At 71.7% G+C, this 13,287-nt stretch carries 10 protein-coding genes, 1 other RNA gene and 2 pseudogenes; 12 read left to right on the top strand and 1 reads right to left on the bottom strand.

What is annotated here, in order from left to right:
• Positions 1-87 precede the first annotated feature (87 nt).
• Positions 88-492: pseudogene (locus ABTZ89_RS25095) on the bottom strand (low molecular weight protein-tyrosine-phosphatase); the annotation flags it as partial.
• Positions 493-574: 82 nt separating this feature from the next.
• Between ABTZ89_RS25095 and cobC the strand changes: the two are divergent.
• From cobC to ABTZ89_RS25035, 12 genes and pseudogenes are all read left to right on the top strand, one after another.
• A complete protein-coding gene (cobC, locus tag ABTZ89_RS25090; RefSeq protein ID WP_351048876.1) occupies positions 575-1,624 on the top strand; it encodes an Rv2231c family histidinol phosphate aminotransferase CobC in 1,050 nt (349 codons plus the stop codon).
• A gap of 4 nt (positions 1,625-1,628) precedes the next feature.
• Complete coding sequence (locus ABTZ89_RS25085; protein ID WP_270949800.1) at positions 1,629-2,486, top strand: Nif3-like dinuclear metal center hexameric protein; 858 nt, start codon at positions 1,629-1,631, stop codon at positions 2,484-2,486.
• A complete protein-coding gene (locus ABTZ89_RS25080; RefSeq protein WP_351048872.1) occupies positions 2,483-3,214 on the top strand; it encodes a zinc ribbon domain-containing protein in 732 nt (243 codons plus the stop codon). The genes ABTZ89_RS25085 and ABTZ89_RS25080 overlap by 4 nt, the downstream gene beginning before the upstream one ends.
• The gene (locus ABTZ89_RS25075) at positions 3,211-4,323 is read left to right on the top strand and encodes a bifunctional RNase H/acid phosphatase (RefSeq protein WP_270949798.1); all 1,113 of its coding nucleotides are present in this window, start codon (positions 3,211-3,213) and stop codon (positions 4,321-4,323) included. Before ABTZ89_RS25080 ends, ABTZ89_RS25075 begins: the two co-directional genes overlap by 4 nt.
• A gap of 206 nt (positions 4,324-4,529) precedes the next feature.
• Positions 4,530-5,750, top strand: coding sequence for an ROK family transcriptional regulator (locus ABTZ89_RS25070; protein ID WP_351048868.1), 1,221 nt, complete (start codon positions 4,530-4,532; stop codon positions 5,748-5,750).
• Between the two features lie 8 nt (positions 5,751-5,758).
• A complete protein-coding gene (locus ABTZ89_RS25065; RefSeq protein ID WP_351048865.1) occupies positions 5,759-7,108 on the top strand; it encodes an ABC transporter substrate-binding protein in 1,350 nt (449 codons plus the stop codon).
• Entirely contained in the window at positions 7,108-8,064 is a 957-nt protein-coding gene (locus tag ABTZ89_RS25060; protein WP_351048862.1) for a carbohydrate ABC transporter permease, read from the top strand. The genes ABTZ89_RS25065 and ABTZ89_RS25060 overlap by 1 nt, the downstream gene beginning before the upstream one ends.
• Positions 8,065-8,934 carry a carbohydrate ABC transporter permease gene (locus ABTZ89_RS25055; RefSeq protein WP_351048859.1) on the top strand — a complete coding sequence of 290 codons (870 nt, stop codon included), beginning with the start codon at positions 8,065-8,067 and terminating at the stop codon, positions 8,932-8,934.
• 2 nt (positions 8,935-8,936) lie between these two features.
• Positions 8,937-10,190, top strand: coding sequence for a 6-phospho-beta-glucosidase (locus ABTZ89_RS25050; RefSeq protein ID WP_270949793.1), 1,254 nt, complete (start codon positions 8,937-8,939; stop codon positions 10,188-10,190).
• A complete protein-coding gene (locus ABTZ89_RS25045; protein ID WP_351048855.1) occupies positions 10,187-11,194 on the top strand; it encodes an N-acetylglucosamine kinase in 1,008 nt (335 codons plus the stop codon). Before ABTZ89_RS25050 ends, ABTZ89_RS25045 begins: the two co-directional genes overlap by 4 nt.
• 15 nt (positions 11,195-11,209) lie before the next feature.
• Positions 11,210-11,604: RNase P RNA component class A (gene rnpB, locus ABTZ89_RS25040), an RNA gene on the top strand.
• A gap of 353 nt (positions 11,605-11,957) precedes the next feature.
• A pseudogene (locus ABTZ89_RS25035) lies at positions 11,958-13,287 on the top strand (hypothetical protein); the annotation flags it as partial.

Here is a 13,287-nt window from a genome sequence, read left to right as displayed (position 1 = left end):
GTGCCAGAACAGCAGCGGCGACTGCCACAAGTCGCGGCCTTCGGCCTGGCCGAAGAGGAAACTGGTGTACCCAGCGGTCAGCGCCGCCGCCAGCACGTCGTCGAAGCCGTTCGGCCCGCCGTAGTACGGATCCGGCACCTCGGCGCCGTCCTCCGACGACGGGTCGAAGGAGCGCATCAAGCGGACCTTCGACGGGTCGTCGGCCAGGCGGCGCACCGCGCGCAGGTGCCCGGCGTCCATCGCCAGCAGCAGGTCCGCGCCCAGGTGGTGGTCGTCGATCTGCGCGGCGACGTGCTCGGTGGGGTAGCCGTGGTCCGCGAGCACCTTCGCGGTCCGCGGATCGGCGGGTTCCCCGGCGTGCCACGGCCCGGTCCCGGCGCTGGAGACCTCGACCTGCCCGTTCAACCCGGCCCGGCGCAGCTGTTCGGAGAACACGAGTTCGGCCATCGGGGAGCGGCAGATGTTGCCGGAGCAGATGAAGGAGATGTGCACGTCCACCGAGGGTACGGGCGGCTCGGCCGGTGGAGGTCGAAGGGCGCACGGTCGATGTCGAGTCCTGGTTAGACTGCCGTCGATGAGCAGCGGGCACGATCGGGATTTGTTGCGCCACCACGGCGATGTGGACGCCGAGCGCGGGCTGCTCGACTTCGCGGTCAACGTCCGCCTGGACCGCCCGCCGGCGTGGCTCCGCCAACGCCTCGCGGCGGCGCTGGACGGCCTCGGCCGCTACCCGTCGGCCGCCGACGACCTCGCCGCTCGCGCGGCTGCCGCCGCCCGCCACGGCCGCGACGCGGACGAGGTCCTGCTGCTCGCGGGCGCCGCGGAGGGCTTCGCCCTCCTCCCGTCGCTGCGCCCCCGCTTGGCCGCCTTGGTGCACCCGTCGTTCACCGAGCCGGAGCTGGCGCTGCGCACGGCCGGTGTCGAGGTCACCCGGGTCCAGCTGGATCCGGCCGACGGCTACCGGCTGGACGCCGACGCGGTGCCGGAGCAGGCGGACATGGTGGTGCTGGGCAATCCGACCAACCCGACGTCCGTGCTGCACCCGGCGGCGGAGATCCGGCGGCTGCTGCGGCCGGGCCGGATCGTGGTCGTCGACGAGGCGTTCACCGACACCACGCCGGGCGAGCCGGAGTCGCTGGCGGGCTGCCGCGAGCCGGGTCTGCTGGTGTTGCGCAGCTTGACCAAGATGTGGGGCCTGCCCGGGCTGCGCGCCGGGTACGCGCTGGGTGCGCCGGAGCTGCTGGCCGAGCTGGGCCGGACCCGTCCGCACTGGCCGATCAACTCGCTGGTGCTGGAAGCGGTGATCGCCTGCTGCGAGCCGTCCGCGCTGGCAGAGTCGGAGCGGGCTGCGGCGGAGTTCGAGGAGCACCGGGCCGGGCTGGTGGCCGAGCTGGCCGCGATCCCGGGGTTGCAGGTCGCCGAGCCCGCGCGGGCGCCGTTCCTGCTGCTGCGGGTGGACGACGGCGAGCAGGTGCGGGAGGAGCTCAGGGCGCGGGGGGTGGCCGTGCGGCGCGGCGACACCTTCCCCGGCCTGACTGCTGACCACCTCCGGGTCGCGGTGCGCGATCCGGAGCAGAACGCCTTGCTGGTCAAGGCTTTTCGCGATGTTCTGGGATGGGGGTGAACCGGTGGCGGTTCGGATTCGGGATGTGGTCGAGGCCCTGGAAGCGGCCTACCCGGTCGGTCTGGCGGAGAGCTGGGACGCGGTCGGCCTGGCGTGCGGTGACCCGGACGCCGTGGTGCAGCGGGTGCTGTTCTGCGTCGACCCGGTCGAGGCCACTGTGGACGAAGCGGTGGATTTCGGTGCGCAGCTGCTGGTTTCGCACCACCCGCTGCTGCTGCGCGGTGTGCACGGCGTGCCCGCGAACGACCCCAAGGGGCGCATCGTGCACCGGCTGATCCGCGGGGGCATCGGCCTGTACTGCGCGCACACCAACGCCGACAGCGCGGTGCAGGGCGTGTCCGACGCGCTGGCCGCAGCGATCGGCCTGACCGTGACCCGCCCGCTGGCCCCGCACGCCGAAGGCGCGGACACCGGGCTGGGCCGCATCGGCGAGCTGCCCGCGGCCGAGCCGTTCCGCGACTTCGTCGCCCGCGTCGGCCACAGCCTGCCGACCACGGCGTGGGGCGTGCGCGGTGCCGGTGATCCGGAGCGCCCGATCCGCACCGTGGCGGTGTGCGGCGGTGCCGGCGACTCCTACCTGGCCACCGCCGCGGCGGCCGGGGTCGACGCCTACGTGACCGCTGACCTGCGGCACCACCCGGCCGGTGAGCACATCTCGCGCGCGGACGTGCCGGGCACCCAGGTGCCCGCGCTGGTCGACGTGGCGCACTGGGCGAGCGAGTGGCCGTGGTGCCAGCAGGCCGCGGACATCGTGGCCGCCGCGCTGCCGGATACAGTCGAAGTCCTCGTTTCCACCCGCCGAACCGACCCGTGGACGCTCCACGCCGGTGCGGCATCAGACCCAGGGAGGGCGCTGGCGTGAAAGCCGACCCCGCCGTGCAACGACGGCTGCTCGATCTCGCGGACGCCGACGCCGAGCTCAACCGCGTTCAGCACCGCCGCCGGTCGCTGCCCGAGCTGGAGCTGATCGGCGAGGCCGAGCGCGAGGTGCGGACCAAGCGCGATGAGCTGGTGGTCGCCGAGACCGCGTTCAGCGATCTGGACCGCGAGGTCAAGCGCCTGGAGAACGAGGTCGAGCAGGTCCGCAAGCGCGAGCAGCGCGACCGCGACCTGATGGCCGCGGGCGCCTCGGCCAAGCAGCTGGAGGACCTCGAGCACGAGCTGCAGACCCTGGCCCGCCGCCAGGGCGTCCTGGAGGACGAGCAGCTCGAGGTCATGGAGCAGCGCGAAGCCCTCGAGACCAACGTGACCAAGTCCCGCGAGGCGCTTGCCGAGTCCGAGGAGAAGCTGCGCGAGGTGCAGGAGCGCCGCGACGAAGCTCTCGCCGGGTTCGAGTCCTCGCAGGCCCGGCTCCAGGGCGAGCGCGACCTGATCGCCAAGGGACTCCCGGAGGACCTCCTGGCGCTCTACGACCGCATCCGCGCGAAGGGCGGTGTCGCGGCCGGGCTGCTGCAGGGCGCCCGGTGCGGCGCGTGCCGGATCGAGCTGGACCGCACCGCGCTGAACGAGGTGCGCGAGGCGGCGGCCGACGACGTGGTCCGCTGCGAGGAGTGCGGCGCGATCATGGTGCGCACCGGGGAGTCTGCGTGACCTCGGCCGTGCTGGTCGAAGCGGACGGCGGTTCGCGCGGCAACCCCGGTCCCGCGGGCTGCGGGGCCGTGGTGCGCGACGCGGCCTCCGGCGCGGTGCTGGCGGAGCGCTCGATCAGCCTGGGCGTCACGACCAACAACGTCGCCGAGTACCAGGGGCTGATCGCCGGGCTGCGCGCGGCGGCGGAGCTGGGCGCCGCCGAGGTCGACGTGCGGATGGACTCCAAGCTGGTCGTCGAGCAGATGGCCGGCCGCTGGAAGGTCAAGCACGCGAACCTGCAGCCGCTGGCCGAGGAGGCCCGCGGTCTGGTCGCCGGGTTCGGGCGGGTGAGCTTCGAGTGGATCCCGCGCGCGGAGAACTCGCACGCGGACCGGCTCGCCAACGAGGCGATGGACCGGCAGGAGGGCGGCTCGCCCAAGTCCGAGGAACCCACGTCGAGCGCTCGGACCCGGCCGGCCGGCTGGACCGGTGCCAACGGCACGCCCACGCGGATGTTGCTGCTCCGGCACGGTCAGACGCCGATGTCGGTGGAACGGCGCTACTCCGGGCGCGGTGACGTCTCGCTGACCGAGCTGGGGGAGCGGCAGGTGCGCGCGGCGGGCAAGCGGCTGGCCGCGATGGACGGGGTGATCACGCCGGACGGCGTGGCCCCGGTGATCGCTTCGCCGCTGACCCGCACCCGGCAGTCCGCGCAGGCGGTCGTCGACGCGACCGGTAGCGAGCTGCACTTCCACGACGGTCTGCTGGAGACCGATTTCGGCGAGTGGGAGGGCCTGTCGTTCAAGGAGGCCTCCGAGCAGTTCCCGGAGCTGCACGGCAAGTGGCTCGGCGACCCGAGCGTCGTGCCGCCGGGCGGGGAGAGCCTCGACTCGGTCTACCAGCGGGTCCGGGCCGCCCGCGACGACCTGGTGGCGCGCTACGCGGGCCGCACGATCATCGTGGTCAGCCACGTGACCCCGATCAAGTCCCTGCTCCGCCTCGGCCTGGGCGTGGGACCGGAGATGTTCTACAGCCTCCACCTGGACCTGGCTTCGCTGTCCATCGTGGAGTTCTACCCGGACGGCCACTCCTCGGTCCGCCTGGTCAACGACATCTCCCACTGGCAGTAGTTGCCTCGTGAGCACTTCGGGGTGCCATAGCGCCCCGAAGTGCTCACGAGCCATGAGCTGCTGAACTTCCCCCGCTGCTGAAGCAGGAGCGGCCCGAGCGGAGTCCGGGCTGCGGTCCCCTAAAACAGGTATGGACCATTGACACCTGTGACGCGGGTTACTAGCGTCCCTGAAACCGTATGGGAAGTTAACGGTTAGGGGTGCTGGTGGCTCGGGAGTCAGGTGCGGGGCGGGACGGCAGTCCTCGGTTGCTGCGGGAGATCAACGATCGGGCCGCGATCGAGGCGATGCTGCGCCGCGGCGCGCTCACCCGGGCCGAACTCGAAGCCGCCATCGGACTTTCCAAGCCCGCGACCGTGTCGCTGCTGGCCCGGCTGGAGAAGGCCGGGATGGTGCGGCGCGGCGAGATGCGCGGCGGGAACCGCGGTCCGGCCGCGCAGATGTGGTCGGTCAACGGCGATCTCGGGCACGTCGCGGGCGCCAGCCTGACCCCCGAAGAGGTCGACGTGGTGATCGCCGACATCACCGGCGAAGTCCGCGTGGAGCACCGGGGCGCCCTGCCGTCCGGCGCTGGTGCGCCCGAGGCGTTCGCCGCGGCGATGGCAGAGGCCGCCGGGCGCATCGGACTGCGCACCGATCAGCTGGCCGAGGTCGTCGTCGGTGCCCAGGGCGGTGTGGACCCGGCGACCGGTCATCTCGGCTTCGCCCCGCACCTGCCCGGTTGGGAGGGCTTCGACGTGCCCGGCAGGCTGCGCGAGTCGCTGGGCACCGACGTCCTCGTCGACAACGACGTCAACCTCGTCGCGCTGGTGGAGATGACCACCGGTCGCGCCCGCGACGTCCGCGACTTCGTGCTCGTCTGGCTCGGCGACGGGCTCGGCGCGGCGGTGGTGATCGACCGCGTCCTGCACCGCGGAGCCACCGGAGGTGCCGGCGAGATCGACTGGATCCGGGTGCCCGACCGGGCCCACCGGGACACCGGAGTCGACCGGACCGGCGACAGGCTGGGCCGGCTCCTCAGCTACCGCTCGATCAACGAGCTCGCCCGCGCGCACGGGATCAACGCCCGCAACGCCGTCGCCGCTGTCCGGGAAGCCCGAGCCGGCGCCGGGCAGGAGTTCCTGGCGGACCTGGCGCGCCGGGTGGCCACCGGTGTCGCCGGCGTGGTCAGCGTCCTGGACCCCGAACTCGTGCTGCTGACCGCCGAGATCGCGCAGGTCGGCGGCCCGGAGCTCACCGACCTGGTGGCCGGGGAACTGCACCGCCTGGTGGTGCCGCGAACCCCCGTCGAACTCGCGCGGTGCACCGACGACGCGGTGCGCGCGGGTGCGCTGCAAGTCGCTCTCGGGATGGCCCGGGAGCAGCTCTTCGGACTGCCCGTCACGGCGGTGGGAGTCCGGTCTGTCCCGCACGACCAAGTCGAGTAGGAGGCGCGATGAGATCGAGGTTCCCCGCCCGCGCGAGCAGACGCGGGCTGTTGGCCCTCGCTACCGCGGCGGCCGCGCTGGTGGCCGCGTCCTGCACCGCCGGGTCCACATCGGACGGTCCGCAGCCCGCGCCGGGCCCCGACGAGCAGGTCACCATCACCGTGTCCAGCCAGTTCACCGACCGCGAGCTGGACGTGCTCAACCGGGTCCTCGACGGGTTCCACGCCCAGCACCCCAACATCACCATCAACAGCCAGGGCAACCAGGACGACGACAAGATCACCCAGGCCATCCGCGGCGGCAACCCGCCGGACGTGGCGATCTCGGCGGAGACCATCAACCTCGGCCAGTTCTGCGCCAGCGGCGCCTGGCAGGACCTCGGCCCCTACCTGCAGCGCGACCGGGTCGACCTGGACCAGATCGTCGAGGTGTCCCAGAAGTACACCGAGTTCGACGGCAAGCGCTGCGCGATGCCGCTGCTGGCCGACGTCTACGGCCTCTTCTACAACACCGACGCCTTCGCCCGCGCGGGCATCACCCAGCCGCCCAAGACCATGTCCGAGCTGACCGACATGGCCAAGCGCCTCACCGAGTTCAACCCGGACGGCTCGATCAAGGTCGCCGGCTTCCTGCCGGTGCTGGGCTCGCAGGCCAACCACCCGTGGAACTGGGCGCCGCACTTCGGCGCGGAGTGGATGGACCAGCAGGGCAAGTCGGTGCTGGGCCAGGACCCGGCCTGGCAGGAGATGTACCGCTGGCAGAAGGAGCTCGTCGACTTCTACGGCTGGGACCGCCTGGTGCAGTTCACCTCCGGGCTCGGCCAGCAGTACTCCGCCGACAACGCCTTCCAGAGCGGCAAGATCGCGATGATGATCGACGGCGAGTACCGCACCGGGTTCATCGAGGACACCACGCCGGACCTGCGCTACGCCACCGCGCCGTTCCCGGTCGCCGACGCGAAACCCGAGCTCTACGGCACCGGGTTCGTGACCGGCACCATCATCGGCATCCCGCGCGGAGCCGAGAACGCCGGCGCGGCTTGGGAACTCGTCCGCTACCTGACCACCGACACGAACGCGCTGGTGGAACTGGCCAACGGCCTGAAGAACGTGCCGACCACGACCGCAGCGCTGCACGACCCGCGGGTGGAGACCAGCGAGCAGTACCAGACCTTCCTCGACCTGTTCGACAACCCGCAGCTGGTGCCCAGCCCGCCGAGCCCGAACGGCAGCGCCTACATGAAGTCCACAGAGGACTTCTCGGTGAAGTGGCAGAGCGGCCAGGTCGGCGACCTGGGTGCCGCGCTGCGGGAGCTGGACGGCCAGATCGACGCGGCCAAGGCGCTCGGCGGCAACTGATGGCCGTGACGTTCGAGCGCGCAGCCCGCGCCCGCAGAACGCGTCGCCGCTTGCAGGTGGTGGCGTTCATGTCGCCGTGGATCATCGGGTTCACCGTGTTCTTCGCGTACCCGCTGCTGGCCACCGGCTACTTCTCGTTCACCGGGTACGACCTGCTCAGCCCGCCGGAGTGGGTGGGTCTGCGCAACTACGCCTACCTGCTGTTCGGCGACCCGGTGGTGCGCATCGCGGCCGCGAACACGCTGTGGCTGGTCGTGGTCCTCACCGTGCTGCGCGTGGTGTTCGCCCTCGGGGTGGCGGCCGTGATCGCCCGGCTGCGGCGCGGGGTCGGGCTGGTCCGCACGCTGTGCTACCTGCCCGCGCTGGCCCCGCCGGTCGCCGCCACGCTCGCGTTCACCTTCCTGTTCAACCCCGGAACCGGGCCGGTGAACGGGCTGCTCGGTCTGCTGGGCATCGACGGGCCGCTGTGGTTCAACGACCCGGCGTGGGCCAAACCGGCGCTGACGCTGCTGACGTTGTGGGGCAGCGGCGAGCTGATGATCATCATGCTGGCCGCGCTGCTGGACGTGCCCCAGGAGCTGCACGAGGCGGCGGCGCTCGACGGTGCCGGTCCGGTCGGCCGCTTCCGGCACGTCACGATCCCGTCGATCGCGCCGGTGCTGCTGTTCGGCGTGGTCAACTCGATCATCTTCTCGCTGCAGTACTTCACGCAGGCGGTGGTGGCCGGGTCGGTGGCCTCCGGGCAGGCCGAGGTGGTGGGCAGCAGCAAGGTCCTGGGCTATCCGGACAACGCGACGCTGACCTTCCCGGCCTGGCTCTACCAGCAGGGATTCCACTACTACAACATGGGTTACGCCGCGGCGATGGCCGTCGTGCTGTTCGCGTTCTCGCTCGGTTTCACCGCCCTGCTGATCCGCCGGATGCGCGGCGGCACCATCGCCGAGGAGGTGGGCTGAGTGACCGCCGTGCTGAACCCCGATCGCGCTGATCTCGTGCGGTACCGCCGGAATCGCCGGCTGAACTGGATCGCGGTGCACAGCCTCGGGCTCGCGCTCGGGGTGGTGTTCCTGCTGCCGCTGGTGTTCGTGCTCCTCACCGCGGTGATGTCCGACGAGCAGGCGCTGACCGCGAACCTGTGGCCGCAGGAGTGGCACTGGGAGAACTTCGCCCAGGTCTTCGTGCAGGCGCCGATGCTGCGCTTCCTGCTCAACAGCCTGCTGTACTCGGTGCTGGCCACCGCGTTCATGCTGGTCTCCAGCATCCCGGTGGCCTACGCGCTGGCCAAGCTGCGCTGGCGCGGTCGCGGCGTGTCGTTCGTGCTGGTGATCGCGGCGATGATGCTGCCGCCGCAGGTGACCGCGGTGCCGCTGTACATCCTGTGGACCCGCTTCGAGCTCACCGGCACGCTGTGGCCGCTGATCATCCCGCACCTGTTCGGCGACGCCTTCAGCATCTTCCTGCTGCGGCAGTTCTTCCTGACCATCCCGCGGTCCTACGTGGACGCGGCGAAGGTGGACGGCTGCTCGGAGTTCACCGCGATGCTGCGGATCGTGCTGCCGATGGCCCGGCCGGGCATCGCGGCCGCGGCGATGTTCTGCTTCCTCTACACCTGGAACGACTTCTTCGGCCCGCTGCTCTACGCCGGGGAGAACCAGCAGTCCTGGACGCTGTCGGTCGGGCTGGCCTCGTTCCGCGGCATGCACCGGGTGGAGTGGAACCTGACGATGGCCGCCACGGTCCTGGTCATGCTGCCGGTCATCGTGCTGTTCCTGTTCGCCCAACGCGCTTTCGTCCGCGGCATCACCTTCACCGGAGTCAAGGGGTGACCATGAAACTGACGGTGGTGGGCGGTGGTTCCACCTACACGCCCGAGCTGATCGACGGACTGGCCCGGCGCCGCGAACCGGCGATCGAGGAGATCGTGCTGGTCGACCCGGACGCCGAACGGCTGGCCGTGGTGGCCGATTTCAGCCGCCGGCTCCTGCGCGAGGCCGGGCATCCGGCGCGGCTGCGCACGACCTCCGACCTGGTCGAGGCGGCGACCGGGGCTTCGGCGGTCCTGCTGCAGCTGCGCGTCGGCGGTCAGCAGGCGCGGTACGGCGACGAGACGTTCCCGCTGGACTGCGGGTGCATCGGCCAGGAGACCACTGGTGCGGGAGGCCTGGCCAAGGCGCTGCGCACGGTGCCGGTGGTGCTCGACATCGCAGAGCGCGTGCGTGAGGTCGCGCCGCAGGCGTGGATCGTCAACTTCACCAACCCGGTCGGCATCGTGACCCGCGCGCTGCTCGGCGAAGGGCATCGCGCGGTGGGGCTGTGCAACGTCGCGATCACCTTCAGCCGCTGGATCGCGCAACTCCTCGACGTGACACCGGATTCCGTGCAGCTGGAGCACACCGGCCTCAACCACCTGACCTGGGTGCGCGGTGTGCGGGTCGAGGGCCGGGACGTCCTGCCGGACCTGCTCGGCGAGCACGCCGAGGCGATGTCGGAGCACATCGGGCTGCCGCCGGAGCTGTTCCGCCGGCTGGGAGCGGTGCCGTCGTACTACCTGAAGTACTTCTACGCGCACGACGAAGTGCTTGCCCAGCAGCGGAAATCGCCGCCTCGGGCGACGGTGGTGGCCGACGTGGAACGGAACCTGCTCAAGCGCTACGCCGATCCCGAGCTGAAGGCCAAGCCGGAAGAGCTGTCCCAACGAGGTGGCGCCTACTACTCGGAGGCGGCGGTGCAGCTCGTGCGCTCGCTGACCTCCGGCGGACCGGACGAGCACGTCGTGAACGTGCGCAACGACGGCGCGCTCCCGTTCCTGCCGGACGACATGGTGGTCGAGACGAACTCCACTGTGGACACCGGTGGTGCCCGCCCGCTCCCGGTGCGACCGGTGGAACCCGCGCTGGCCGGGCTGATCGGGCACGTCGCGGGCTACGAGCAGCTGGCGCTGGACGCGGCGCTGCGCGGCGGCCGGGACCGGGTCGCCGACGCGCTGCTCGCGCACCCGCTGATCGGCCAGCACGCAGTCGCCGACCGGCTCGCCGACGAGCTGGTGCGGCGTAACGCCCAGTTCCTCCCGTGGGCCCGATGAAGCCCGCAGTGCTGGCCATCGACGGCGGCAACAGCAAGACCGACGTCCTGCTCGTCGCCGACGACGGGTCGGTGCTGGCCGCCGTGCGCGGCCCCGGAGCGTCGCCGCAGCACGTCGGCGTCCAGCGCTGCATGGACGCCCTCGCCGAACTCGCCGCCGAGGCCACCGCCCTGGCCGGGCTGCCCGACGGCCCGCCGTTCGCCCGGCACACCGCGGCCTGCCTGGCCGGGGCGGACCTGCCGCGCGAGGAGGACGAGCTGCGCCGGGCCATGGCCGAACGCGGCTGGTCGGAGACGCTGTCGGTGGACAACGACACCTTCGCGCTGCTGCGCGCCGGAACCGACGACGGGGTCGGGGTGGCGGTCGTGTGCGGGGCCGGGATCAACAGCGTCGGAGTCGCCGCCGACGGCCGCACCTCCCGCTTCCCGGCGATCGGCCGGATCTCCGGCGACTGGGGCGGCGGGGCCTTCCTCGGCCAGGAGGCCCTGTGGTGGGCGGTGCGGGCCGAAGACGGCCGCGGTGCGCCGACCGAACTGCTGCCCGCCGTCGTCGCCCACTTCGGGATGCGCAGCGCGGCCGAGGTCGTCGAGGCCCTGCACTTCGGCGAACTGCACCGCGACGTGCTGCACGAGCTGTGCCCGCTGCTGTTCGAGGTCGCCGAGGCAGGAGACGCGGTCGCCACCGAACTCGTCGACCGGCAGGCCGAGGAGATCGGACTGCTGGCCGCGGTGTCCCTGCGCCGGCTGGACCTCCTCGACGCGCCCACGGTCGTCCTGGGCGGCGGCGTGCTGGCCGGGGCCGGGCGGCGGCTGCTCCCGGACATCCGGCGCCGGTGCGCGAAGGTGGCCCCCGAGGTGCAGGTCCGCCTGGTCGAAGCGCCCCCGGTGATCGGCGCCGGGCTGCTCGGCCTGGACCGCATCGGCGCCGCCCGGGCCGCGCGGGACCGCCTGGGCCGAGCAGATCCAGCCGGGGCCGGGCCGCGATCTGCACCCGAGGCGTTCTAGACTCGACGGTGCGGATGAGTCGGCTGGGTGACCGCGGCGGGAGCGATCCCGTCGAGGAAAGTCCGGACTCCACAGGGCAGGGTGGTTGCTAACGGCAACCCGGGGCGACCCGCGGGACAGTGCCACAGAAAGCAGACCGCCCGGCGGACTCCGCCGGGTAAGGGTGAAACGGTGGTGTAAGAGACCACCAGCACCTCGGGTGACCGGGGTGGCTAGGTAAACCCCACCCGGAGCAAGGCCAAGAGGGCGCCCCACCAGGCGTCTGCGCGAACGATCGAGGGCGGCCCGCCCGAGTTCGCGGGTAGGCCGCACGAGCCCGTCGGCAACGGCGGGCCGAGATGGATGGTCACCGACTGGGACGGCCGCGAGGCCCCCACGAACAGAATCCGGCTTAGAGGCCGGCTCATCCGCCCTCATTCCCGTTTCCGGTGGTCCTTCCGCGCCGGTAGCGGCATCTCGGTCACCGCCTGGCTGTTCGCACCGAACCCCTGCGCGCCTCTTGCTGACCCTCGCTTCGGAGAGGTCACCCGGACGGGTTAATCTCGTTCTGCGCGGCTTGGGTGGTTTGCGCGGTTTCGCGTTGTGGTCGCGTGGATTCGGAGGATGACGGCGTTGGGTTCTTGATCTGGGCGATCGATGCCGGGCGACCGCATCGCTCTCGCCGAACCTGCAAAGCCGCACCGGTTCTCCAGCGCCAGCAGGCGCCTCTCTCCTTTCGCGCGCGGTCGGAACGCGCGCTGATCTCACCCCTTTCGGAGCAAGCATGACGAGATTCGCGGCGCCCAGCGCCGGGGAGCACGACGAGGTCCCGACCGGATCACCCGAGTCCGGAGCAGCCACCGGTCCGCCACCGGCCGGACGCCCGTTCCAGGACGCCGGGGCATGGCTGATCGGCGGCCTGTCGCTGCTGGTCACCGCCCTGTTCCTGGTGGTGAACCTGGCCTACAACCAGTGGCACTTCATCCCGCCGGTCGACGACGCCTACATCCACCTGCAGTACGCGCGCCAGATCGGCACCGGGCACTTCCTGCAGTACAACACCGGCGACCCGATCAGCACCGGCGCGAGCAGCCTGCTCTACGTGCTCATCCTCGGCGGCGTCTACGCGCTCGGCGTGACCGGCTCGGCTTTCCTGCCGTTCGCGATGCTCTTCGGCGCGCTGTGCCTGGCGCTGACCGCCGCGCTGACCTACCGCCTCGGCACCCGGCTCGCCGGCCGCGGTGCCGGCATCAGCGCCGGTCTGCTGGTCGCGCTGAGCGGCCCGCTGGCCTGGGGCGCCACCAGCGGTATGGAGATCGCGTTCGTCGCCTTCCTGCTCGTCGCCCTGCTGCTGGTGTTCACCGGCGAGCGCGCGGAGAACCGGTTCCGGTGGACCCCCGTGGTCGCGGTGGCCGCGGCGCTGACCCGGACCGAGCTGCTCCTGTTCGCCGCCGTCCTCAGCCTGGTGATGGTCTGGCACGTCGTCGCGCACGCCCGCGGCACCCGCGCCCCGTGGCCGCGGGTGCTCGGCCGGATCCTGTGGATCGGCCTGCCCGCCTACGCCGCCGCAGCGCAGTACGCCTTCTACCGGATCGCGACCGGTTCGGCCGAGCAGAACGGCGTGCTGGCCAAGTCGCTGCTGCACATGCCCGCGGTGTACCCGCTGGAAGTCGCGGACAAGGTGCTCAGCAACTTCCGCATCTTCCTGACCGCGTTCACCGGACTGTCCACGCAGGACTACGTCTTCCCCGGTGCGCTGCTGCTGGCGATCCTCGGCGTGATCGGGTTGTTCCGCCGCGCTCCGCAGTGGCGCGGCTTGGCGATGGCCGTCGGCGTCGGCGTGCTGCTGGTGCTGGCATCGGTGTCCACGCTCGAGTTCGCCGACGTCCACCACATGCGCTACGTGCAGCCGCTGCTGCCCGTGCTGCTGCTGTTCGCCGTCATCGGAATCCACTCCGCGGCGCAGCTGTTCCCGGCGGCGCGGCGTTCCGTGCTGGTCGGCGGAGTCGTGGTGGCGCTGCTGTTCAGCGCCTCCCAGCTGCCCGCCTGGAGCCTGCGGCAGGCCCAGCAGGCCGCCGGCATCCGGGACCAGCAGGTGACCATCAGCAACTGGC

Origin of the sequence: Saccharopolyspora sp. NPDC002686 (assembly GCF_040295745.1) — a bacterium.
Lineage (GTDB): Bacteria > Actinomycetota > Actinomycetes > Mycobacteriales > Pseudonocardiaceae > Saccharopolyspora > Saccharopolyspora oryzae.
Note: the sequence above shows the minus strand (reverse complement) of the source record. Positions and strands in the feature narration are given on the sequence as shown.